This is a genomic window from Crenobacter intestini (assembly GCF_004919095.1).
Taxonomy (GTDB): domain Bacteria; phylum Pseudomonadota; class Gammaproteobacteria; order Burkholderiales; family Chromobacteriaceae; genus Craterilacuibacter; species Craterilacuibacter intestini.
On sequence record NZ_STGJ01000003.1, the window covers coordinates 159,585 to 182,112 of the forward strand.

The following is a 22,528-nucleotide window of genomic DNA, read 5'->3' on the forward strand; positions in this document are numbered from 1 at the left end:
TCGAACCGAGGACCGGAAGGCAGGCTGTGACCGTGCAAACTACAAGAAAACTGGGCGCTGTTTTGGTGTCGATGTTGTTTGCCTCGACCGCATGGGCGGGGCTGGGCGGCATCCAGGTCAATTCGCACCTGGGCGAGTCTTTGCGGGCCAGCATCCCGCTCAGCGGCGAAGACGCGCGTGCGGGGGACTTGTCGGTCCGCCTCGCCAGCCGCGAGGCGTTTGGCGAACTGGGTGTCGACTACGCGCCGGCGCTCTCCTCGCTGCGCTTCTCGGTGGTGCGCCAGGGCGGCAAGGCCTACGTGCGCGTCACCTCCAGCCAGCCGCTGAACGAGCCCTTCCTGCGTTTCGTCGTCGAGGCGCGTACGCCGTCCGGGCGCAGCCTGCGCGAGTACACGGTGCTGCTGGACCCGGCCGACTACCCCTTGCGCCAGCGCGTGCTCGAGCAGGACCTGCCGCTCGCGGCGCCGGCGCCGGCCAGGGCCGTGCCTGCCGCGCCGCGCGTGATGGGCGGGCGCATCCGCGTCGAGCCGGGCCAGACGCTGATGTCGGTCGCGCGCGCCGTGCGGCCGCAGGGCGCGAGCCTCGCGCAGACCATGGACGCGATCGTCGCCGCCAACCCGCAGGCGTTTGCAGGGGGCGACCCGTCGCGAATGCTCGCGGGTTCGGTGCTCCGGGTGCCGTCGGACGCCGCGGTGCGCGGCGGTGCCGTGCGCACGTCCGCCACGCCGGTCAAGCCGGTCGAGCGTGCGCCGGCCAAGGCCGCGCCCGCGCCGCAGCCCAAGCCTGCTGCCGCGCCGGCAGTCGCGCCGGCAGGCAACGCGCCGGCCGAAGTGGTCAAGCTGACCGTTCCCGAGACCGCGAGCGATCCGGCGTCCCGCCAGCTCGCGCTGGAGCAGGAAATCGCCCGCCGCGACCGCGAGATGGAAGAGACCCTCGCCAAGATCGCCCGCCTCGAGGCGCAACTCAAATCGATGCAGCAGGGCGCTTCGGCGCCGGCAGCCGCCGCGCCCAAGCCGCAGGCGCAGCAACCCTTCCGCGAAGTGACGCCCGAGCCGTCGATGGTCGACTTCCTGCTCGAGAAACTGCCGCTGTTAGGCGGCGGGCTGGCGGCCTTGCTGCTGGCGTTGTTGGGCGTACGCGTGGCCCGCCAGCGTCGCGCGCAAAAACAGCTGGGCGCGACCCTGGGTGCCGGTGTCGGCTCGCTGACCCAGGTCGACGCGCTGGGCGCGGGGCCGCTGGGGGCCAGCGCGCTCTCCGGCGGCAACACCTTCCTGACCGACTTCACCCGCAGCAACCTGGGCGGGCTGGACGCGGGCGAGGTCGACCCGGTCGCCGAGGCCGAGGTTTATCTTGCCTACGGCCGCGACGAGCAGGCCGAGGAAATCCTCAAGGACGCGCTGGCCAAGGACCCGACCCGCCACGAGGCGCGGGTCAAGCTGCTCGAGATCTACGCGCAGCGCGGCAACAAGGGCGCGTTCTCGCAGCAGGCGGCCGAACTGAAGGCGGCGACCGACGGGCGCGGCCCGCTGTGGGCGCGCTCGGTCGCGCTGGGGCAGGCGCTCGACGCGGGCAACCCGCTCTATGCGCTGGCCGACGCGGAACCCCTGTTCGCGGCCACGCCGCAGTCCGGCCCGATCGACCTGGATGCCGAGCTTGGCGTGCCGGTACCAGCCGAAGCGCCGCCGGCGCCCCGCGCCGCGTCCGCCGCCACCGACGCCGACCCGCTCGCAGCGCTGTTTGCCGAGCCCGAGGCCAAGGCCGCACCTGCCCCGGCAGCGGAAGAGCCGGTCATCGCCGTCGAGGCGGCACCAGCGCCGGCGCCCGAGCCGGCCGCCGACAAGCACACGCTGGATTTCGACCTTGACGCCTTGTTCGCCGAGGAAAAACCGGCTGCGCCGAGCGCGCCGGTCACCCCGGCCGCGGCGGCGCCTGCCGACAGCAACCTGCTCGACTTCGACTTCAACCTGGCCGCGCCGGTCGAGGTGGAAGCGGCGCCGGCACCCAAGGCCGCGCCGACAGGGCAGGGCTTCGACGCCCTCTTTGCTGTCTCCGAGCCTGTGGTCGCGGCGCCTGCGCCGGCCGAGCCCGAGGGGTTCGACGCGCTGTTTGCCGAGCCCGCGCCGAAGGCACAGGCGGCGCCGGCAGCTGCCGCGGCTGCGGACGTCGACGCGCTGTTTGCCGCGCCAGGCGAAGAAGCCGTCAAGGCCGCGCCTGCCGCGTTCGATTTCGACCTCGACACCGAGTTTGGTGGCGGTGCCGACGACGCGAAAGAGCGCGCGCTGCACGACGACCCGCTGTCGACCAAGCTTGACCTCGCCCGCGTCTACCTCGACATGGGCGACAAGGAGGGCGCGCGCGAAGTGCTGAACGAACTGCTCGGCGAGGCCGGTGGCGCCCTGCGCGACGAGGCGCGCCAGATGCTGGCCAAGCTCTGATGAGCGGACCCGTGCCGGATGGCGGCGCCTGAGTGCATGCTGCCCGGCGCCTGGCTTTTCGCGTGGCTGAACCTCTGCGTGCTGCTCGCGTTCGCGCCCGCGCCGCTGGTATGGGGGCTGGCCGGGTTTGCCGCGGCGGCTGCCGCCTGTTTCCGGCCGGCGCTGCTCGGCTCGACCCTGCGGCGGATGGGCTGGTTGCTGCTCTCGCTCATGGCGGTGATGGCGTGGACGACGCCGGGCGACGCGCTGTTTGACGCGCGCTGGGCGCCGACCCGCCAGGGGCTGGCGGCCGGCGCGACGCAAGCGGCGCGGCTGTTGTGCGCGGTGCTCGCCGTGCGCGCGATTATCGCCGCGAGCCCGCGGCCGGCCTTGCTCGGCGCGTTCTACCAGGCGTTCCGCCCGCTCTCCCGTCTGGGGTTTCCCGCCGATACGCTCGCCGTGCGCCTGTGGCTGACGTTGGACGCGGTCGACGCGTTGGGTCGGGTGCCCTTCAGGGCGTTGTGGGCGCGGCTGGGTCGCGCGCTGGATCAGGACGTGGCGGTATCGGGGCCGGATAGGGTAGAGTTGTTACTTTGCAAATGGCGTACACGCGAATGGTGTCTGGTCGCGGTATGCGTGCTGGTGAGTGGATGGACGATCGCAAGGTGGGGGTAAGGATTGCGCTGGGCGTCGAGTACGACGGCCGCGCGTTCAGCGGCTGGCAGAGCCAGCCGGACGGCAATACGGTGCAGGACGCGCTCAACCGCGCGCTGTCGGTGATCGCGCACGAGCCGGTGGTGTGCGCGGCCGCCGGTCGTACCGACGCCGGCGTGCACGCCGCGATGCAGGTCGCCCATTTCGACACCACCGCGCGCCGGCCGCTCTCGGCGTGGGTGCGCGGCGTCAACGCCCACCTGCCGCCGGAAGTCGCCGTGGTGTGGGCGCGCGAGGTCGGCGACGACTTTCACGCGCGCTTTTCCGCCTTCTCGCGCAGCTACAGCTATTTCCTGCTCAACCACCCGGTCAGACCCAGCCTGCTTGCCGGCAAGGTTGGCTGGTACCACGCGCCGCTTGACGCCGGCGCGATGCGCGAGGCGGCCGCTTTCCTGCTGGGCCGGCACGATTTCTCGAGTTTCCGTGCCGCCGAGTGCCAGGCCAAGAGCCCGGAGAAGCACCTGCAGCGCTTCGACGTCGACGAGCAGGACGGGCTGATCCGTTTCGACCTGACCGCCGATGCCTTCCTGCACCATATGGTGCGCAACCTGGTCGGCGCGCTGGTTTATGCCGGCAGCGGCCGACTCAGCCTCGACGGCCTGGCCGAACTGCTCGCCAGGCGAGAGCGCCGTTACGCACCACCGACCTTCATGCCGGACGGGCTCTACCTGACCGGCGTCGGCTACCCCGAAACCTTCGGCCTGCCAAGCTGCGCCCAGCCGGCTCGGCTCGCCTTGTGGAGATGACTTAAGGTGCGCGTGAAAATTTGCGGGATCACCCGCGTCGAGGACGGCGTCGAGGCGGCGCGCCTCGGCGTCGACGCCATCGGCCTCGTGTTCTATCCGAAGAGCCCGCGCAACGTGTCGATCGCGCGCGCCTCGGCGATCATCGCCGCGCTGCCGCCTTTCGTGACCGTGGTCGGCCTGTTCGTCGACGCGACGCGCGAGTGGGTCGATACCGTGCTCGCCGAATGCGCGCTCGACATGCTGCAGTTCCACGGCGAGGAGACCCCCGAATTTTGCGCGTCGTTCAAGCGCCCGTATCTCAAGGCGGTGCGCGTGAAGGACTCGGCGGACCTCACCGCCGCCGCGCGCCGCTACGCCGGTGCACGCGCGCTGCTGGCCGACGCCTTCGTCGAGGGCGTGCACGGCGGCACCGGAACAAGTTTTGACTGGTCGCTGATCCCGCCGGACCTGCCGCTGCCGCTGATCCTCTCAGGCGGCTTGGGCCCGGACAACGTCGAAGACGCCGTGCGGACGGTAGCGGTGGCGGCCGTCGACGTCTCCAGCGGCGTGGAGTCGGCCAAAGGCATCAAGGACGCTGCCCGCATGGCAGCCTTCATTTCAGGAGCAAGACATGGATCGCTATGATCTGCCCGACGCACGGGGCTATTTCGGCGAGCACGGCGGCGTGTTTGTCGCCGAGACGCTGATGGCCGCGCTGGATGATCTCAAGGCCGAATACGGCAAGGCCAAGGCCGACCCCCTGTTCTGGCAGGAGTTCCACTACGAGCTCAAGCATTACGTCGGCCGGCCAAGCCCGGTCTACCACGCCCGCCGCTGGTCGGAGATGCTCGGCGGCGCGCAGATTTGGCTCAAGCGCGAGGACCTCAACCATACCGGCGCGCACAAGATCAACAATGCGATCGGCCAGGCGCTGCTCGCGCGGCGCATGGGCAAGAAGCGGGTGATCGCCGAGACGGGCGCCGGCCAGCACGGCGTCGCCACCGCGACGGTCGCCGCGCGCTACGGCATGGAGTGCGTGGTGTATATGGGCGCCGAGGACGTCAAGCGCCAGTCGCCCAATGTGTACCGGATGAAGCTCTTGGGCGCCAAAGTGGTGCCGGTCGAAAGCGGCTCGAAGACGCTGAAGGACGCGCTGAACGAGGCGATGCGCGACTGGGTGACCAACGTCGACTCGACCTTCTACATCCTGGGCACCGCCGCCGGCCCGCACCCGTACCCGATGTTGGTGCGCGACTTCGTGTCGGTGATCGGCGAGGAGGCCCGCGTGCAGATGCCCGAGGCGATCGGCCGCCAGCCGGACGTCGTCGTCGCCTGCGTCGGCGGCGGCTCCAACGCGATCGGCATGTTCTACCCGTATATCCCGGTCGACGGCGTGCGCCTCATCGGCGTCGAGGCGGGCGGGGACGGCGTCGAGACCGGCCGCCACGCGGCGCCCCTGTCTGCCGGCAGCGTCGGCGTGCTGCACGGCTTCAAGAGCTACCTGATGCAGGACGAGAACGGCCAGGTGATCGAGACGCATTCGGTGTCCGCCGGCCTCGACTACCCGGGCGTCGGCCCCGAGCACAGCCATCTGAAGGACAGCGGCCGCGCCGAGTACACCGCGGTCACCGATACCGAGGCGCTCGCCGCCTTCCACGACTGCTGCCACTACGAGGGCATCATCCCGGCGCTCGAGTCCAGCCACGCGCTGGCGTGGGCGGCCAAGGCCGCGCCGGCGATGGGCAAGGACCAGGTGATCCTGGTCAACCTGTCCGGCCGCGGCGACAAGGACATCAATACCGTCGCCGGGCTTGCCGGCATCACGCTGTAAGGGGACGAGCGTGTCGCGTATCTCAGCCTGTTTCGAACAACTTTCCGGCGCCAAGGCGCTGATCCCTTTCATCACCGCGGGTGACCCGCACCCGTCGCGCACGGTGGCGCTGATGCACGCGCTGGTTGCCGGCGGCGCCGACATCATCGAGCTTGGCGTGCCGTTCTCCGACCCGATGGCCGACGGCCCGGTGATCCAGCGCGCGTCCGAGCGCGCGCTCGCGCACGGCGTCTCGCTGTCCGACGTGCTCGCGATGGTCGCCGAATTCCGCAAGGACAACGGCACGACGCCGGTCGTGCTGATGGGCTACCTGAACCCGGTGCTGCGTTACGGCTTTGCCCGTTTTGCCGCTGACTCGGCGTGTGCCGGTGTCGACGGCGTGCTGACCGTCGACTGCCCGCCGCACGCGGCGGGCGAGCTCGCCGGCGCGCTCAAGGGCGAGGGGCTGGACCCGGTGTTCCTGATCGCGCCGACGACGACCGAAGAACGCGTCGCCGAGATCGCCCGCCACGCCACCGGCTACGTCTACTACGTGTCGCTGAACGGGGTGACCGGCGCCGGCAATCTGGACATTGACGCGGTAGCAGGTAAAATTGCCGCCCTCAGACGGCACATCACGCTGCCGATCGGCGTCGGTTTCGGTATCCGCGACGCCGAAACGGCGCGTGCGCTGTCCACGGCCGCCGACGCGATCATCGTCGGCAGCCGGCTGGTGCAGGAAATCGAGGCGGCTACACAGGAAACTGCCGCAGAGCAGTTGAAGATCCTGGTGGCCTCGCTGAAGGCCGCCATCCGCTAGAACACCCGTCCGGGCGCGGTCGCGCCCGGTCCGACAAGGAATCCCGATGAGCTGGCTTAACAAGCTGTTGCCGCCGAAAATCAAGCGGGAAAACCGCAGTGACAAGACGTCCACCGTCCCCGAGGGGCTGTGGAGCAAGTGCCCGGCCTGCGAGGCCGTGTTGTACCACACCGACCTCGAGAACAACCTGCAGGTCTGCCCGAAGTGCAACCACCACAACCCGCTGGGCGCCCGCGCACGCCTTGACATGCTGCTGGACGCCGAAGGTCGGCGCGAGATCGGTGCCGAAGTGCGCCCGATCGACATCCTGAAGTTCAAGGATAGCAAGAAGTACCCGGACCGCCTGTCCGCGGCGCGCGCATCGACCGGCGAGGATGACGCACTGGTGGTGATGCAGGGCAGCATCGATGCGATGCCGGCGGTGGTCGCCGCGTTCGAGTTCCGCTTCATCGGCGGCTCGATGGGATCGGTGGTCGGCGAGCGCTTCGTGCGCGGCGTGCGAGCCGCCGTCGACGCGCGTGCGCCGTTTGTCTGCGTGGCTGCGTCCGGCGGTGCGCGCATGCAGGAAGGCCTCAATTCGCTGATGCAGATGGCCAAGACCAGCGCGGCGCTCGACCTGCTGACGCAGGCGAAGCTGCCGTTCATCTCGGTGCTGACCGACCCGACCATGGGCGGGGTGTCCGCGTCGTTCGCCTTCCTGGGCGACGTCGTGATCGCCGAGCCCAGGGCGCTGGTCGGCTTCGCCGGTCCGCGCGTGATCGAGCAAACCGTGCGCGAGACGCTGCCCGAGGGCTTCCAGCGCGCCGAATTCCTGCTGGAGAAGGGTGCCGTCGACATGATCGTCGACCGCCGTGAACTCAAGCGGCGTATCGCCGAACTGTCGACGCTGATGCTGCGCGAGCCAGCGCTGGCTTGAGCTTCGTTGATCCAATCATGCCGCCCGGCGTAAGCCGGGCGGCATTTTGCGTTTATCAGGGTTAAAAAATGCCAAGAGAAAATTCATTCAGGTTTTTGATCTTTACTGTCATCCTGGCGGGCGCCGCGCTGCTGGCCGGCGCCTTGCCCTCGCCCTTGCACCTGGCGCTGCTGCAGGAAGACGGGCCGGTCGAATCGCTGTCGGCGCTCTCTTACCTATTCGCCGCCTGCTGGCTGCTGTGGCAGGGGCGGGGCCGGCTCGCCTGCTACTGGCCGGCGGCCTTGCTGCTGGTGCACCTGGCGGTGCGCGAGGCGGGGCTACGCTCGGCTTTGCTCGGCGGCAGCGGGCTCTCGCCTGCGTATTACCTGAACGATGCACTGCCGCTGACTCTCAGATGCAGTGCCGCGCTGCTGCTGGTGGCGACGCTTTACGCGCTTTACAAACTTGTGCGGGCCCTGCCGGACTGGCTGGCCTCTCTGGGGCGTGGGGATGCCGCCGCCTTCTGGCTGGCCGGCGCCCTGAGTCTTGGCGTGCTCGGGCAGTTGGGCGACAAGTGGGACAAGCTGTTCGGCGCTGCCCCCGCGAGCCTGATGCCTTACCTTTGGGGTTTCGAGGAAGTGTTCGAGCTGGGCATGGCGCTGGGCATGCTGGTGGCGGCGTGGCGCTTGCTGCCGGCGTCGTCCGTGCGCCGGCCGGCGCTGACGGCGCTTTTCCTGCTCTCTTTCATGATGCTGGCCGGCTGCCAGTCGCCGCGGATTCCCGCCACTGGCGATGCGGGGTCGGTGCAGCACGCTTTCGCCAGCCGGATGCTGCCGATGGCGGCGCCAGCGGCCGAGTCGCTCGGCGTCTCGCCACGGCTTGTCGTCGCGCACGCGGCGCTGGAGAGCGGTTGGGGCAGCCAGCCGATCCGCTCGGCCGACGGCGAGGACAGTTTCAACCTGTTCAGCCTGAAGGCGACGCCGGCGTGGCAGGGCCGGACGGTCGACATCCTGACCACCGAGTATCTGCGTGGCCGGCCTGTCAAGCGCGTCGAGCGCTTTCGCGCGTACGATTCGTACACCGACGCCTTCGACGACTACGCGCGCCTGCTCGCGGGACTCACCCGCTATCAGGGCGTGTTGGGCGCCGGGGATGACGAGCGGCAGTTTGCCTGCGCGTTGCGCCGCGGCGGCTACGCGACAGACCCTGCCTATGTAGAAAAACTGGTGCGGGTCAGCGGTTTCCTGAAGGGCTTGGCCTTGCCCGAAAGCAGTGCGCCGGACCGGGGTGAAGCGCCTGTTTGATAGGGTTTATATATGAATATCTATTAATATCAACGATTTGCGTACAAGTGAGCGCTTGCAATGATGCAGGCGCTTGCGCTAAGATGCGCCCCCTTTCCACCCACCCGTTCGTCAGGGTTAGACAGGAGCAGGTTTGCGTCAGCGTTTCTTCCTTCCGTTCTGCCTCATTTCCCTGCTGGCTGCCTGTGGCAGCCAGACCTCCTTGCCGTCCGACCAGGCGGCTTCCAGCGGCCAGCTCAAGGCCACGGCCAGCGAAGCGCTGGCGGAAGCGGCGCCCGCCAAGCCGGCCGTCTTCGATTTTTCCGCAGACCCGATCGGCGCGTTCACCGAACGCATGCTGCCGCACGCGGCCGAGGCTGCCGAGCACCTGGGGGTCGACCCCGAACTGATCATCGCGCACGCCGGGCTTGAGAGTGGTTGGGGCAAGAAGCCCATCCTGCTGCCGGACGGGCGCAACAGCCACAACCTGTTCAGCGTCAAGGCGTACAGCAACTGGGACGGCGACACCGTGAAGGTCCGCACCACCGAGTATGAGGGCGGCCGCCGCGTGAAGAAGGTCGAGACTTTCCGTGCGTACACCTCGTACGAGGAGGCTTTCGCCGACTACGCGCGCCTGCTCAAGCAAAATGGCCGCTACAGCAAGGCACTCGGACAGGGGGACAACGCGCAGGGTTTCGCGCGCGGCCTGCAGAAGGGCGGCTACGCGACCGACCCGCGCTATGTCAGCAAGTTTGCCAACGTCGCGCGCAAGGTCGCGCGCGCAAGCGACAAGTTGAGCGCTTAAGCGCGGTCAGTAGTGCTCCGCGCCGGGTAGAACCCAGCCGGGCGCTTCGCAGCGAGAATTTGTCGAGCGTCAAAGATCCTTAATATAAAACCCGCTTCTTTTTATAAGTGGATAATAATATCTACATATTTTGGATCTAATGACGCCCGTCAGGGCGCAGCCGGAGACCTTGACCATGTTCTACCGCCACCGCACCCTCAAGGCATTTCTGCAACCGATGGCCCAGGCCGCCCGCGAAGGCTACGACCTGACGCTGCGCCTGGCCGAGCAAGGCAGCCTTGCCGACACCGGCCGCCTGATCAACGGCTGGATCAAGGGTTTTGCCGACGCCGTCGGCAAGGCGGTCGGCGCCGCCATCCAGCTCTCGCGCCAGGCGCCGGCACTCTCGGCACTGGCCGGCAAGCTTGAGGCGCGCGCGCAGTCGCAGCAGCAGGGCGCGCAGGCGATTGCGGAGGCGAGCGCAGCCCTCGCGCAAACCGTGCAGTCGATCGCCGAAGGCGCGGCCGAGGCGTCCGCGTTTTCCGGCCAGGTCGCCGGGGCTGTCGCCAAGGCGCGCGAGGACGGTGCGGAGAATAGCCGCCAGGTGCAGGCGATCGGCGAGAGTACGGCGGCCCTGACGGTGCAGATGAAGGCGCTGCGCGAGAGCTCCTTGTCGATCGGCGAGGTGGTCGAGCTGATCAAGCAGATCGCCGACCGTACCCGCCTGCTGTCGCTGAACGCGGCAATCGAAGCGGCGCGTGCGGGCGAGCAGGGCCGCGGTTTCGCGGTGGTCGCCGACGAGGTGCGCAAGCTGGCCGACCAGACCATGCAGGCGACGCAGAATGTCGAGACCCTGCTGGCGACGATCCAGCAGCAGGTCGGCGAGTCGGGCGAGACCGCCGACAAAATGGCGCACCTGGTCGAGCGCGGCGTCGAGCTGTCGTCGACTGCCGGGACTGCCGTCGAGGCGGCCGCCGCCGATATCGGTACCCTGATCGGCCATGTGCACGCGATCGCCGAGGCGAGCGGCGCGCAGAGCGAGAAGGTGTCCGGCATCGCCAGCCGCATCGGCGCCGTCGCCAGCGAAAGCGAGGCGCAACTGGCCGACGCGCACGCGCTCTCGCAAAGCGCGGGGCAGGTGCGCGAGCGCAGCGACCAGTTGCTGTCCGCGCTCGGCCGCTTCCGTTTCGAGGGGCACCAGCAGTGCCGCCGCATGATCGAGGGCGTGATCGACGCGTGGCGCCTCGAGCGGATCGAGGCGGACGACATCGACCGCCGGCTGGTCGAGCTGTGCCGCGCGCAGGGCGCGATCGAGATGGTGTGCGTGACCGACCGCAACGGCCGCCAGCTGAGCGCGGACGTCGCGCCGGGGCATTTCGACGCGGACGGCCGCAAGAACAACTGGAGCGATCGCAGCTGGTTCCGCGACGCCGTCGCGGCGGATGACGTGGTCGTCTCCGACCTGTACCGTTCGGTCGACACCAACGAATACTGCTTCACCGTGTCTGCTCCGCTGAAAGACCGCCAGGGCACGCTGATCGGCGTGATCGAGGCCGACGTCAACTTCAGCCACCTCACCGGCCTGTAAGCGGCGCGGCTGGCGGCGCGGCTGGGCGCAGCCTATAGCGGGGGCATCCCCTGCAAGGCAAGGAGGCTGCCATGCCCGGCCGCGTACTGTTGTTGCTGCAAGCCCATCCCTCTTCATTCGACGCGCGAGCGCAGGCCCGAGGCCAGGCGCTCGCGTTCGCGCGTGCGCGCGCGGCCGGGCTCGACGTCGTGGTGCTGCTGGACGCCTCGTCGCGCCTCTCCGGTGCCGAGGCTTCGGTGACGGCGCTGTTTACCCATCAGGAAGAAGACGACGCATGGCGCCACGCGCACGCGCTGTCGGCGGCTGTCGCCCAGGAAGCACAGGCGGCGGGGCTGGCGTTCACGGCGCGCGACGTCGAGACCGCCCACCCGCTTGAGCTGCTGTCCGCAGCCGAAGCAGCCTGCGACATGGTCGTCCTCGAGCGCGGCGCCGCGACCCTGCGCTTCTTGCCGCATTATCTGGAGGACGCGAGCCGGCCCTGCCTGCTGGCGGGGCGGCAGGGAACGGGGCCGGTGCTCATCGCGTACGACGGGGGGGGCGCCAGCGCGCGCGCGCTGCAGCAGGTGCTGTGGCTGGGTTTAGGGAGTGCAGGCGTCACCCTGCTGTCGCTGGGGGCGGACGCCGAGGCGGATGTGGGTGTGGCTGCACGCTATCTCGCCTCGCACGCGCTCGCCGCTCAATGCGTGACCCGCCCCTTGGGCGGGCACCCCGCCGCCCAGATCGAGGCCGAGGCGCAGGCGCTGGACCCGAGTTTGCTGGTGCTGGGGGTGCGCGGCCGGCACGGTTGGCGCCGCGCGCTGACCGGGTCGACCTGCCAGCGCCTGCTGCACGGTGATCGCGCCTTGCTGCTGGTGCCCTGAAACAGGCATAAAAACCACAAAAGCCCTGTGGTCGCCCGTTTTGGGGCATGGCAGCCTAGGGCAGGCTGCGCGGACGAGGTTATCGTGGGGGTACCGTCGAACGCAGACGAAGAGGTGCCCGATGCCGGAGCCGATGGTCCTGCTCAAGCTGTTGCTGGCTTGCCTGCTGTTCTTGTGCGTGCAGCTCTGCCTGTGGGCCCTGCTCAGGCGTCTGGCACTGGCCGCGCAGCCGTGCCCGGGCAAAGGGGACGCCGCCGCGTCCCCTCAGGTGGGTTCCGCCAGGGCGGACGATCAGCCGCGGTGATAGGCGGTGACGCGCTCGACTTCCTCGCGCGAACCCAGGAACACCGCGACGCGCTCGTGCAGTTTGGACGGCTCGATCTCCATGATGCGCTGGTGGCCGTTGGTCGCCAGGCCGCCTGCCTGCTCGACGATGAAGGCCATCGGGTTGCCTTCGTACATCAGGCGCAGCTTGCCGGGCTTGGCCGGGTCGCGCGCGTCCTTCGGGTACATGAAGATGCCGCCGCGGGTCAGGATGCGGTGCACCTCGGCGACCATCGACGCGACCCAGCGCATGTTGTAGTCCTTGTTCAGCGGCCCGGTCTTGCCGGCGAGCAATTCGTCGACGTAGCGTTTGACCGGCGCTTCCCAGTGCCGCATGTTAGACATGTTGATCGCGAATTCGCCGGTCGCTGCCGGTACCTTCATCTGCGGGTGGGTGAGCACGAAGCCGCCTTGTTCGCGGTCCAGCGTGAAGCCGTACACGCCGTTGCCGAAGGTCAGCACCAGCATGGTCTGCGGGCCATACACGGTGTAGCCGGCGGCGACCTGGCGGGTGCCCGGCTGCAGGAAGTCCGCTTCGGTCGGGTGGCCGGTGACCGATTCGGGGCATTCGAGCACCGAGAAGATGGTGCCGACCGAGATGTTGACGTCGATGTTGGACGAGCCGTCCAGCGGGTCGAACAGCAGCAGGTAGCGGCCGCGCGGCAGGCCGTCCGGGATCGAGTACGGCAGTTCCATCTCTTCGGACGCCATCGCGGCGAGGTTGCCGCCCCATTCGTTGGCTTCCAGCAGTACGTCGTTGGCGATCACGTCGAGTTTCTTCTGCGCCTCGCCCTGCACGTTGCCGGTGCCGGCCTCGCCCAGGATGCCGGCGAGCGCGCCCTTGTTCACCGAGTGCGAGATCGCCTTGCACGCGCGGGCGATGGTCTCGATCAGGTGGCGCAAGTCGGGCGGCAGCGCGCCGGCCTCGCGTTGTTGCTCGATCAAAAAGCGGGAGAGGGAAGTGCGGCTCATCGGAGGTCCTTGGGTCTGGGTGGCGCGGGCCTGGCGCCCGTTTGCGCGCGATTATACGGCAAGCGCCCCTTGTGATGACAGCCGGCAGCTTGGCGGCCTTGTTTGATGCGTGCCGCGTGGCTGGTGTTCAGCCGGCCGCCGCCTCTTCTTCCAGCCAGTGGCAGAACGCGCCGGCGGCCGCGTCGTGGCTCGCCGCGCGCGGCGCGACCCAGCAATAGCCGCGCACCGGCATCTCGGGACCTGTCAGCGGCGCGACGAGCATGCCCGCGTCGATCAGCCGCCTGGCCAGCGGCAGCGGGCCGAGCACCACGCCCAGGCCTTCGGCGGCCGCCTGCAGCGCGAACGAGAAGCGGTCGAAGTGCAGCGTGCGCTGCGGATTGAGTTCGGGGACGCCGGCGAGCGTCAGCCAGCGCTGCCACGCAGTCGGCCGGGTGTCGGCGTACAGCAGCGTGTGGCGGGCGAGGTCGGCCGCGTGGCGGATGGGCTGCCCGGCGGCGAGGCGCGGGTGGATCAGCGGCAGTTCGTGTTCGGCGAGGAAGGGCTTGGCGATGTGGCCGGGCCAGTCGCCCGGGCCGCGGCGGATCGCGATGTCGAACGGGGTGTCGAGCCGGCTGATGTCGCGGTCAGAGCTCATCAGGTGCAGTTCGACCTCGGGGTGGCGCGCGCGAAAGCGGTGGAGGCGCGGCATCAGCCAGAACATGGCGAAAGTCGGCGTCGAGTTGACGGTTAGCCGGCGCGGGCGGTCAGCGTTTCTCAGCTGGCTGGTCGCGTTGGCGATCAGGTCGAGGCCGTCCTGCACCTGTACGAGGTAGCGCCAGCCGGCGTCGGTCAGGCGCACCCGGCCGCCGCTGCGCGCGAACAGCGTGGTCCCCAGCCATTCCTCCAGCTGCCTGATCTGCTTGCTCACAGCGCCATGGGTGACGAACAGCTCTTCGGCGGCGGCGGAAAAGCTCTCCAGCCTTGCCGCAGCCTCGAATACGCGCAGGGCGTTCAGCGGTGGGTAGGTGTTCATGCTTGTGAGTTTAACTCACAGATGCTGTGGCGAATAATCCTTTGTCTTAGCGGGGTCGCTGGCGTTACGCTAAGGCCCGTGTCGTAAAGCGCGGTGGTGCGTCCGCCGCCCAAGTCAAATCAACAAACGCAAAGGTAAGAACCATGCTCGAAGCCTACCGCCAGCACGTCGCCGAACGCGCACAGCTGGGCATCCCGCCGCTGCCCCTGTCCGCCAAGCAGACCGCCGACCTGGTCGAACTGATCAAGAACCCGCCGGCCGGCGAAGAGGACTTCCTGGTCGAGCTGATCACGCATCGCGTGCCGCCGGGCGTCGACGACGCGGCCAAGGTCAAGGCTTCGTTCCTGGCTGCCGTCGCCGAAGGCTCGGTCGCGACGCCGCTGCTGTCCCGCGCGCAGGCGACCGAACTGTTGGGTACCATGCTCGGCGGCTACAACATCCAGCCGCTGGTCGACCTGCTGGACGACGAGGCGGTGGCTGCCGTCGCCGCGGCCGGCCTGAAGAAGACCCTGTTGATGTTCGATTCCTTCCACGACGTGAAGGAGAAGATGGACAAGGGCAACGCCCACGCGCGTGAAGTCGTCGAATCCTGGGCGAACGCCGAGTGGTTCACCAGCCGTCCGGCCGTGCAGCAGAAGATCACCGTTACCGTGTTCAAGGTGCCGGGCGAGACCAACACCGACGACTTGTCGCCGGCACCGGACGCGACCACCCGCCCGGACATCCCGATGCACTACCTGGCGATGCTGAAGAACACCCGTCCGGACGCGGCGTTCAAGCCGGAAGAAGACGGCAAGCGCGGCCCGATCCAGTTCATCGAAGATCTGAAGCAGAAGGGCCACCTGGTCGCCTACGTCGGCGACGTGGTCGGCACCGGCTCCAGCCGCAAGAGCGCGACCAACAGCGTGATCTGGGCGACCGGCGAGGATATCCCCTTCGTGCCGAACAAGCGCTTCGGCGGCGTGTGCCTGGGCGGCAAGATCGCGCCGATCTTCTTCAACACGCAGGAAGACTCGGGCGCGCTGCCGATCGAAGTCGACGTCTCCAGGATGGAGATGGGCGACGTGATCGACATCTACCCGTATGAAGGCAAGGTCGAGAAGGCCGGCGAGAAGATCGCCGACTTCGCGCTCAAGAGTGAAGTGCTGCTCGACGAAGTACGCGCCGGCGGCCGCATCAACCTGATCATCGGCCGTGGCCTGACCGCCAAGGCACGCGAGGCGCTTGGCCTTGCCGCGTCCACCGAGTTCCGCCTGCCCAAGCAGCCGGCCGACTCCGGCAAGGGTTTCAGCCTGGCGCAGAAGATGGTCGGCCGCGCCTGCGGCCTCGCCGAAGGCCAGGGCGTGCGCCCGGGCACCTACTGCGAGCCTAAGATGACCACCGTCGGCTCGCAGGACACCACCGGCCCGATGACCCGCGACGAACTGAAAGACCTGGCGTGCCTGGGCTTCTCGGCCGACCTCGTGATGCAGTCGTTCTGCCACACCGCGGCGTATCCGAAGCCGGTCGACGTGCGCATGCACAAGGATCTGCCGGCCTTCATCAGCACCCGCGGCGGCGTGTCCCTGCGCCCGGGCGACGGCGTGATCCACAGCTGGCTCAACCGCCTGCTGCTGCCGGACACCGTCGGCACCGGCGGCGACAGCCACACCCGCTTCCCGATCGGCATCTCCTTTCCGGCAGGCTCCGGCCTGGTGGCGTTCGCCGCCGCCACCGGCGTGATGCCGCTCGACATGCCCGAGTCGGTGCTGGTGCGCTTCAAGGGCCAGCTGCAGCCGGGCGTCACCCTGCGTGACCTGGTCGGCGCGATCCCGCTCTACGCGATCAAGCAGGGCCTGCTGACCGTCGCCAAGGCCGGCAAGAAGAACATCTTCTCCGGCCGCATCCTCGAGATCGAGGGTCTGCCCGACCTCAAGGTCGAGCAGGCGTTCGAGCTGTCCGACGCCGCCGCCGAGCGTTCGGCCGCAGCCTGCGCGATCGCGCTGAACAAGGCGCCGGTCGTCGAGTACATGCGCTCCAACATCACGCTGATGAAGTGGATGATCGCCGAAGGCTACCAGGACGCGCGCACCCTCGAGCGCCGCATCAAGGCGATGGAAACGTGGATCGAGCAGGGTGAACTGCTGAAGGCCGACGTCGATGCCGAGTACGCCGCGGTGATCGAGATCGATCTGGCCGACATCAAGGAGCCGATCGTCGCCTGCCCGAACGACCCGGACGACGTGAAGTTCATGTCCGAAGTTGCCGGCACCAAGATCGACGAAGTGTTCATCGGCTCGTGCATGACCAACATCGGCCACTTCCGCGCGGCGTCCAAGCTGCTGGAAGGCAAGCAGGACATCCCGGTGCGCCTGTGGGTGGCCCCGCCGACCAAGATGGACGCCAAGCAACTGACCGAGGAAGGCCACTACGGCGTGCTCGGCCGCGCCGGCGCGCGCATGGAAATGCCGGGCTGCTCGCTGTGCATGGGTAACCAGGCGCAGGTGCGCGAAGGCGCGACCGTGATGTCGACCTCGACCCGCAACTTCCCGAACCGTCTGGGCAAGAACACCAACGTGTACCTGGGCTCGGCCGAACTCGCGGCGATCTGCTCGAAGCTGGGCAAGATCCCGTCGGTCGAGGAGTACCAGTCCAACATCGGCATCATCAATGAGAAGGGCGCCGAGGTGTACAAGTACCTGAACTTCGACCAGATCCAGGAATACGTGGAAGAGGCGAAGACGGTCTTGGTGTAAGCCGGAAGTCAGCAGGACAACCCCGCCTGATGGCGGGGTTTTTTTGTACCTGCGGTCTGGCTGTGCGGTCGGTAGTGACGCTTGAAATCCTATTGGCATTTCGTGCTAGCATGGCGGCCCTGACGCTCGCGACGGCTTGCCATCCAATGAAGCTTCCTGCGCCCGCCCTTTCCGAATCCGCGGTTTCCCTGTGGCTGGCGCTCTATATCGGCGGCCTGCTCAACCTGGACGTCTTCATCCGCCGCCTCTTCGGCGGGGAGGGGGCGGCCGCCTTGCCTGGCGTGGCGCTGGAGGCGGTGAGCATGGTCGCCATCAGCTACCTGCTGCTGGGCATCCTCTCGCTGGGCGGCTCGATGCTGTGGCGCGCCGGTGCGACGCTGATGGTGCTGTTCTCGGCGGCGGCCGCCTACTACATGACCCTGTTTGACGTGGTGATCGGTTACGGCGTGATGGCGTCCGTGCTGACGACCGACATCGACCTGTCCAGAGAGTCGGTCGGCGCGGACTTCCTGCTCTGGCTGCTGGCCACCGCGCTGCCGGTTGTCGTGCTGTTGTGGCGGGTCGCGCTGACCTCGACGTTCTGGCACGCCGTCCGTTGCCGGCGCAGGCGTTGGCCTGTGCTTGGCAGGCTCTCCTTTGCATTGCTGGCGGCGGTGATTCCGCTGAAGGTGATCGAGGCGCGGGCGGAAGCCGGGCGCAGCCTGCATGCCGACCTGCCCAGCGCGGCGGGGGTGGTTGCGCATAGCTACCTACCGGTGAACTGGGTCGCGGGCTTGGGCATGGTCGCCTACAACCGGGTGGCCGAGCAGCGGGCAAGCGAACGGCTCTTCGAGCCCGCGCGGCGCTTCACTTACCTGTCAGAGCCTGCGCTTGAGGACGTGACGATTGTCTTCGTGATCGGCGAGACCGCGCGCGCGGACCACGTCGGTGCGCTGGGGTACGGACGTGAAACCATGCGCAATATGGCGAGGGAGCCCAACCTCGTGCTGTTTGACGGGCGCGCCTGCGATACCGCGACCAAGCTGTCCCTGCGCTGCATGTTCGTGCGCGAGGGGGGCGCCGCAGACGACGCCGGGCGTACCCTGCGTGAAAAGAACGTGTTCTCCACGCTGAAAACACTGGGCTTCAGCGCCGAGCTGTTCGCGATGCAAAGCGAGCTGTGGTTCTACAACAGCCTGAACGCAGACAATTACCTGTTCCGCGAAATGATCGCCGCGGAAAAGGACAACCGGGGCAAGCCGGTCGACGACATGTTGCTGGTCCCGCAACTGCAGCGCTCCTTGCAGGCGCACCCGGACGGCCGCCATCTTGTGGTGTTGCACACCAAGGGGTCGCACTACCAGTACTCGCAGCGCTACCCGCGCGCCTTTGCACGCTGGTCGCCCGAGTGTACGGACATCGACGACAGCTGCTCGCGTGCGGAGCTCATCAACGCTTACGACAACAGCCTGCTCTATACCGACCACTTCCTGAAGTCGGTGCTGGACACGCTGCGCGGGCGCAAGGCCGTGCTGTTTTATACCGCGGACCACGGCGAATCGATCGACGAGGGCATGCATTTCCATGCGACCCCCCGCGAGGTCGCGCCGCCCGAGCAGTTCAGTGTGCCGATGATGGTGTGGATGTCGGACCCTTACCTTGCGGCGGCGGGCGGGGCGCGGCTGGCCAGCTTGCGCGAACTGGCGAAGCAGCCGGTGCCCAGGCGCCACGAAGAGCTGTTCGACAGCATTCTGGGCTGTGCGGGGTTCCATTCCCCGGACGGCGGGATTGTCGCAGCCAACAACTGGTGCCGGACTGGCGCGTGAGCGCGGGCCTCGCCGGGGCAGACCATGCTGCTGCGTTGCGGTATGATCCAGGTCAATACCTGTCCACGCGGTGCTTCACGCCATGAACCTTGCCACGCTGAGCGAAGAACAATTCACCCAATTGTCGATGGTCGTCCTGTTGGGCGGGCTGATCCTGTTCATGGGCTTCATCATCTGGGACCTGGGCAAGAAGTCCGGCGCCGGCCGCTTCGGCACTTTCGTGCTGTTCCTGGCGCTGGGCACCGGCGTGACCGGCTTCGTGTTCAAGAACGTGCTGGTCGAGTTCCTGCTGTTGCGCTGATTCAGGCGTTCACGCCCGCCCTGAGCAGGCGTGCGAGGCATTCCTCGGCCGGCGCCGGCCGTCCGTGCAGGTAGCCTTGCTGCAACAGGCCCGGGTGGCCAGCGAGGCAGGCGCTTTGCTCGGCGGTCTCCACCCCTTCGGCGACGACGGTGAAGCGTAGGCTGCGCGCGATCGAGACGATGCCGTCGACCAGCGCGATGTCTTCCTCGCTGCCCGGCAGCGGACGGATGAAACGCTGGTCGATCTTCAATTCGTCGATCGGCAGGGATTTCAGGTAGGCGAGCGACGAGTAGCCGGTGCCGAAGTCGTCGATCGAGAACCTTACGCCGTCCTGCCTGAGCTTCGCCATCTTCTCCTGCGCGGCGCCCAGGCTTTCCAGTAGTAGCCCCTCGGTGATCTCCAGCGTCAGGCGGCGCGCGGCAAAGCCGTGGCGCCTGATTAGTGCGCGGATCTTGTCGACGAAGCCCGGCTGGCTGAAGTGGCGGGGGCTCAGGTTGACCGAGATGCCTTGCGCCAGGCCGGCACGGGCGAGGCGGGCGAGGGCGCGTGCGCTCTCTTCGAGCACCCAGTTGTCCATCTCGACGATCAAGTCGCTCTCTTCGGCGAGCGGAATGAAGGCGCCCGGCGGCACCAGGCCTCGCTCGGGGTGGCGCCAGCGCACCAGCGACTCGAAGCCGACGGTGCGTCCGTCGGCGTCCAGTTGCGGCTGCAGGTAGAGTTCGAGCTGCTGGTCGCTGATCGCGTGGCGCAATTCGCGCTGCAGGGTATAGCGCGAGCGCGCGTGTTCGCCCATCGATTGTTCGAAGAACGCGATCTGGCCGCCGCCATGCGCGCGGGCGCGGCTGAGCGCCGTCTGCGCGTGCAGCATCAGCCCGTGCGCGTCGTCGCCGGCCTCGCCCAGCGCGATGCCGATGCTGACCGACAGGCTGAGCGTCTCGTCTCCCACTTCCACGCCGTCGCCGAGCGCCTGTTGCAGTGCGACCGCCAGCTGCAGCAGGCGGGTTGCCTCGTCCTCCTCGCGCAGTCCGGTCGAGCGCTCCAGCATCGCAAACTCGTCTGCGGTCAGCCTGGCGACGAGTGCGTGCGGGGCGACCTGCTGTAGTCGTCCGGCCAGCGCCTTCAATAGTTCGTCGCCGGCGACGACGCCGCGCGCTTCGTTGAATTCCTTGAAGCGGTCGATATTAAGCAGCATCAGCGCACGCGGGTCGTCATGCGCTTCGGTGAGCTTTTCGATCAGTTGCTGGCGGTTGGGCAGGCTGGTCAGCGCGTCGACCCGGGCGGCGCGCCACGCCTCTTCCTGCGCCTGGCGGATCAGCCCCTGGTCGCTGAACAGCGCGACGAAGCGTTCGATGCCGCCATCGGGCGCGCGCAGCGCGCGGATGGTCATCCACTCGGGGTAGATTTCACCACACTTCCTGCGATTCCACAGTTCCCCTTGCCAGCGTCCGTCGCGCTCTAGGGCGGCGTACATCAGCCGGTAGAACGTGACGTCCTGACGGCCGGAGGAGAGCATGGACGGCTTCTGGCCGACGGCCTCGGCCGCGCTGTAGCCGGTGATCTCGCAGAAGGCCGGGTTGACGGCGAGGATGCGGCTTTGCGCGTCGGTGACCACGATGCCTTCGGCGGCGCTGTCGAACACCTGCTGCGCGAGTTTGAGCTGTTCGTTGCTTTCGATCAGACGCGAGCGGTCGTGGCGGATGCGTCTGACCCCCGAGTTGAGCGCGCGGGCGAGGGTGGCCAGCTCAGCGAAGCCTTGCTCGGACAGCGGCTGGTAGTCATCGACCAGATGCGCGTTTTCGGCGTGGCGGGCGATGGTCGTCAGCGGGCGGGCGACGTAGCGGTGCAGCCACCATGACAACAGCGCGGCGAACAGCAGCATGCCCCCCCATTCGGCAAGGCGTCTTGCCAGCAGGACCTGCAGCCGTTGCGCTTCTTCAGTCCGGTAGTTGTGGCTGATCCAGACCACGCCCTTTTCGCGGTTGCTGATCATGCCGGGCGGTGCCGGCATCTGGTAGGGCACCATGATACGGGTGATACGCGCGGCCGGGTCAGGGTCGAGTTGCGCTTCCAGGCCCTGGCGGGCACGCTCGAAGCGGCGGCTGTCCCAGCCGGGCAGCACCTCGGCGGCGTCCTTGCCTCGGGGCATGTTCGGACCACCGAGCAGGATGCTGCCTGCGGAGTCGACCAGTGCGATGCGCACGTCGTCATGCCGCGCCTGTGCGAGCAGGATTTCAGACTGCAGCAGGTCAGGTCGGCTGAGCCGCAGTTCGTCGGCGAGGCGGGCGAAGCGGGCGCCTTCCTCGCGCAGATGTGCTTCGGTGGCTTCAGCCAGGGCGCCCCGTTCGGCTTGCCGTACGCCGACGAACACGACAAAGATGGATAGCGTGGCTGCGAACATGACTGACAGGGGCAGGATCAGACGCAGGGTTAGCAGGCGTTTCATCGGGCGTGCTCGGGGAAATGGGTGGCGTCGATCAGTGGCGTCGGGCCGTTCGCGCGTGCATCGATGTTTTCGGCGGCGAGCTTTAACACCAGCGTGTCTGCCACTTGGGCAAGCAAGGGAGAGGTGCCGCCTAGCAGGCGCAGATTCTCCGCCGTGTCGCATGGCTTGAGCCCGTCAAAAATCCGCCGTGCCTTGGCAGGCGGCAGCCCCAACCAGCGGGTGAGCATGTGTTGCTGGTATGCATTGCTGCCGCGCCATTTGTCGACGCCCTTCAGGTGCGCGTCGATCAGCGTGGCGACAGCAGCCGGCTTGGCAAGCAGGGCCTCCTCGCGTACGGCGACCACGTCGAAGATGGTGTCCGGCAGGCTGCGGCTGTCAAACAGCACGTGCCCGCCGTGTTTGATCAGGCGGGTGGCAACCGGCGGGTAGCTGATCGCCGCGTCGATCTTGCCCGCCCGCCATGCTGCTTCCTGCATGTTGATGCCGACGTCGACCAGTTCGACGTCGGCGGCGGATAGCCCGGCTGCCTTGAGTACACCTGAGAGCATCAGCGCGCCGGTTGCCGAGCGCTCGAAGCCGATGCGCTTGCCCGCGAGCGCGGAGAGGTCGGCTACCTTATCGCGGGCGACGAGCATGTCGGCACCGGCCGAGCTATCGAGCACCAGCACGATGGTGAGCGGGATGCCGCCGGCGCGCGCGCGCAGCACCTCGTCCAGCGTCAGCGTCGCCGCGTCGACGATGCCGGCCGAGAGCGCGTGCAGCGAGGTGCTGGCAGAAGCGAGCTCGATCAGGCGCACGCCGCCGGCTGCCAGCACGCCCTGTTGCTGGGCCAGCCACAAGAAGCCGTGGCCTGGCCACGGATGGGTCGACAGCTTGAGCGGCGGTTCGGATACGCAGGCAGGCAAAGCCGCGGACAGCACGGCCAAGGCGCAGCCGGTGAGCAAACGCCTGCGCGTGTGGTCGGTAGAAGCGCGGGGTGACTGCATGACGGGAGGTGTTAACTATTCTCGTTGTCATTTTATACTTGATGCTGAAAGGATATT

The 22,528-nt window shown here is 68.0% G+C and carries 19 protein-coding genes; 15 read left to right on the forward strand and 4 right to left on the reverse strand.

Annotated elements, in window-relative coordinates; all coding sequences use genetic code 11:
• Window positions 1-71 precede the first annotated feature (71 nt).
• The 12 genes from E5K04_RS04750 (at window position 72) to E5K04_RS04805 (ending at window position 12,197) form a co-directional block, all read left to right on the forward strand.
• Window positions 72-2,435: a FimV/HubP family polar landmark protein gene (locus E5K04_RS04750; protein WP_168929156.1), complete on the forward strand. Its 2,364-nt coding sequence runs from the start codon at window positions 72-74 to the stop codon at window positions 2,433-2,435.
• A gap of 18 nt (window positions 2,436-2,453) precedes the next feature.
• Window positions 2,454-3,089, forward strand: a complete 636-nt coding sequence (locus E5K04_RS04755; protein ID WP_136551746.1) for a hypothetical protein — start codon at window positions 2,454-2,456, stop codon at window positions 3,087-3,089.
• A complete protein-coding gene (truA, locus tag E5K04_RS04760) occupies window positions 3,065-3,874 on the forward strand; it encodes a tRNA pseudouridine(38-40) synthase TruA (RefSeq protein ID WP_136551747.1) in 810 nt (269 codons plus the stop codon). The genes E5K04_RS04755 and truA overlap by 25 nt, the downstream gene beginning before the upstream one ends.
• 6 nt (window positions 3,875-3,880) lie before the next feature.
• Window positions 3,881-4,498, forward strand: a complete 618-nt coding sequence (locus E5K04_RS04765) for a phosphoribosylanthranilate isomerase (RefSeq protein WP_136551748.1) — start codon at window positions 3,881-3,883, stop codon at window positions 4,496-4,498.
• Window positions 4,485-5,684 (forward strand): tryptophan synthase subunit beta, encoded by a 1,200-nt coding sequence (gene trpB / locus E5K04_RS04770; RefSeq protein ID WP_136551749.1) that lies wholly within the window; start codon window positions 4,485-4,487, stop codon window positions 5,682-5,684. The genes E5K04_RS04765 and trpB overlap by 14 nt, the downstream gene beginning before the upstream one ends.
• 10 nt (window positions 5,685-5,694) lie before the next feature.
• Window positions 5,695-6,483, forward strand: a complete 789-nt coding sequence (gene trpA, locus E5K04_RS04775) for a tryptophan synthase subunit alpha (protein WP_136551750.1) — start codon at window positions 5,695-5,697, stop codon at window positions 6,481-6,483.
• 46 nt (window positions 6,484-6,529) lie between these two features.
• Window positions 6,530-7,399: an acetyl-CoA carboxylase, carboxyltransferase subunit beta gene (gene accD / locus E5K04_RS04780; protein ID WP_136551751.1), complete on the forward strand. Its 870-nt coding sequence runs from the start codon at window positions 6,530-6,532 to the stop codon at window positions 7,397-7,399.
• A 95-nt stretch (window positions 7,400-7,494) separates the two neighbouring features.
• Window positions 7,495-8,682 (forward strand): glucosaminidase domain-containing protein, encoded by a 1,188-nt coding sequence (locus E5K04_RS16730; RefSeq protein ID WP_205700293.1) that lies wholly within the window; start codon window positions 7,495-7,497, stop codon window positions 8,680-8,682.
• Between the two features lie 133 nt (window positions 8,683-8,815).
• A complete protein-coding gene (flgJ, locus tag E5K04_RS04790) occupies window positions 8,816-9,466 on the forward strand; it encodes a flagellar assembly peptidoglycan hydrolase FlgJ (protein WP_136551752.1) in 651 nt (216 codons plus the stop codon).
• Window positions 9,467-9,641: 175 nt separating this feature from the next.
• Complete coding sequence (locus E5K04_RS04795; RefSeq protein WP_168929157.1) at window positions 9,642-11,033, forward strand: methyl-accepting chemotaxis protein; 1,392 nt, start codon at window positions 9,642-9,644, stop codon at window positions 11,031-11,033.
• Between the two features lie 71 nt (window positions 11,034-11,104).
• Window positions 11,105-11,893 carry a universal stress protein gene (locus tag E5K04_RS04800; RefSeq protein ID WP_136551754.1) on the forward strand — a complete coding sequence of 263 codons (789 nt, stop codon included), beginning with the start codon at window positions 11,105-11,107 and terminating at the stop codon, window positions 11,891-11,893.
• Window positions 11,894-12,014: 121 nt separating this feature from the next.
• Window positions 12,015-12,197, forward strand: a complete 183-nt coding sequence (locus E5K04_RS04805) for a hypothetical protein (protein ID WP_136551755.1) — start codon at window positions 12,015-12,017, stop codon at window positions 12,195-12,197.
• On the opposite strand, the gene E5K04_RS04810 is transcribed toward E5K04_RS04805, so the two are convergent.
• Together E5K04_RS04810 and gcvA are read right to left on the reverse strand one after the other, a co-directional pair.
• Window positions 12,185-13,189, reverse strand: coding sequence for a class 1 fructose-bisphosphatase (locus tag E5K04_RS04810; protein WP_136551756.1), 1,005 nt, complete (start codon window positions 13,187-13,189; stop codon window positions 12,185-12,187). The genes E5K04_RS04805 and E5K04_RS04810 overlap by 13 nt on opposite strands.
• Before the next feature lie 127 nt (window positions 13,190-13,316).
• Window positions 13,317-14,201 carry a transcriptional regulator GcvA gene (gene gcvA, locus E5K04_RS04815; protein ID WP_136551757.1) on the reverse strand — a complete coding sequence of 295 codons (885 nt, stop codon included), beginning with the start codon at window positions 14,199-14,201 and terminating at the stop codon, window positions 13,317-13,319.
• Window positions 14,202-14,344: 143 nt separating this feature from the next.
• Between gcvA and acnB the strand changes: the two genes are divergently transcribed.
• The 3 genes from acnB (at window position 14,345) to E5K04_RS04830 (ending at window position 19,042) form a co-directional block, all read left to right on the forward strand.
• Complete coding sequence (gene acnB / locus E5K04_RS04820) at window positions 14,345-16,936, forward strand: bifunctional aconitate hydratase 2/2-methylisocitrate dehydratase (RefSeq protein ID WP_136551758.1); 2,592 nt, start codon at window positions 14,345-14,347, stop codon at window positions 16,934-16,936.
• Between the two features lie 146 nt (window positions 16,937-17,082).
• Entirely contained in the window at window positions 17,083-18,741 is a 1,659-nt protein-coding gene (gene eptB / locus E5K04_RS04825) for a kdo(2)-lipid A phosphoethanolamine 7''-transferase (RefSeq protein WP_136551759.1), read from the forward strand.
• Between the two features lie 97 nt (window positions 18,742-18,838).
• Window positions 18,839-19,042: a DUF2788 domain-containing protein gene (locus tag E5K04_RS04830; RefSeq protein ID WP_136551842.1), complete on the forward strand. Its 204-nt coding sequence runs from the start codon at window positions 18,839-18,841 to the stop codon at window positions 19,040-19,042.
• Window position 19,043: 1 nt separating this feature from the next.
• Here E5K04_RS04830 and E5K04_RS04835 read toward each other — a convergent pair whose 3' ends face one another.
• Together E5K04_RS04835 and E5K04_RS04840 are read right to left on the reverse strand one after the other, a co-directional pair.
• Window positions 19,044-21,485, reverse strand: a complete 2,442-nt coding sequence (locus tag E5K04_RS04835; RefSeq protein ID WP_168929158.1) for an EAL domain-containing protein — start codon at window positions 21,483-21,485, stop codon at window positions 19,044-19,046.
• Window positions 21,482-22,405, reverse strand: a complete 924-nt coding sequence (locus E5K04_RS04840; RefSeq protein ID WP_235844278.1) for an ABC transporter substrate-binding protein — start codon at window positions 22,403-22,405, stop codon at window positions 21,482-21,484. The genes E5K04_RS04835 and E5K04_RS04840 overlap by 4 nt, the downstream gene beginning before the upstream one ends.
• Window positions 22,406-22,528: the final 123 nt, after the last annotated feature.

What these genes read in the sequence shown, in the direction of transcription:
- eptB (WP_136551759.1), top strand. Translation starts at nt 17,083, where the DNA reads ATGAAGCTTCCTGCGCCCGCCCTTTCCGAATCCGCGGTTTCCCTGTGG.
- truA (WP_136551747.1), top strand. Translation starts at nt 3,065, where the DNA reads ATGGACGATCGCAAGGTGGGGGTAAGGATTGCGCTGGGCGTCGAGTAC.
- acnB (WP_136551758.1), top strand. Translation starts at nt 14,345, where the DNA reads ATGCTCGAAGCCTACCGCCAGCACGTCGCCGAACGCGCACAGCTGGGC.
- gcvA (WP_136551757.1), bottom strand. Translation starts at nt 14,201, where the DNA reads ATGAACACCTACCCACCGCTGAACGCCCTGCGCGTATTCGAGGCTGCG.
- accD (WP_136551751.1), top strand. Translation starts at nt 6,530, where the DNA reads ATGAGCTGGCTTAACAAGCTGTTGCCGCCGAAAATCAAGCGGGAAAAC.
- E5K04_RS04755 (WP_136551746.1), top strand. Translation starts at nt 2,454, where the DNA reads ATGGCGGCGCCTGAGTGCATGCTGCCCGGCGCCTGGCTTTTCGCGTGG.
- trpB (WP_136551749.1), top strand. Translation starts at nt 4,485, where the DNA reads ATGGATCGCTATGATCTGCCCGACGCACGGGGCTATTTCGGCGAGCAC.
- E5K04_RS04835 (WP_168929158.1), bottom strand. Translation starts at nt 21,485, where the DNA reads ATGAAACGCCTGCTAACCCTGCGTCTGATCCTGCCCCTGTCAGTCATG.
- E5K04_RS04750 (WP_168929156.1), top strand. Translation starts at nt 72, where the DNA reads ATGTTGTTTGCCTCGACCGCATGGGCGGGGCTGGGCGGCATCCAGGTC.
- E5K04_RS04810 (WP_136551756.1), bottom strand. Translation starts at nt 13,189, where the DNA reads ATGAGCCGCACTTCCCTCTCCCGCTTTTTGATCGAGCAACAACGCGAG.
- E5K04_RS04800 (WP_136551754.1), top strand. Translation starts at nt 11,105, where the DNA reads ATGCCCGGCCGCGTACTGTTGTTGCTGCAAGCCCATCCCTCTTCATTC.
- E5K04_RS04795 (WP_168929157.1), top strand. Translation starts at nt 9,642, where the DNA reads ATGTTCTACCGCCACCGCACCCTCAAGGCATTTCTGCAACCGATGGCC.
- E5K04_RS04805 (WP_136551755.1), top strand. Translation starts at nt 12,015, where the DNA reads ATGCCGGAGCCGATGGTCCTGCTCAAGCTGTTGCTGGCTTGCCTGCTG.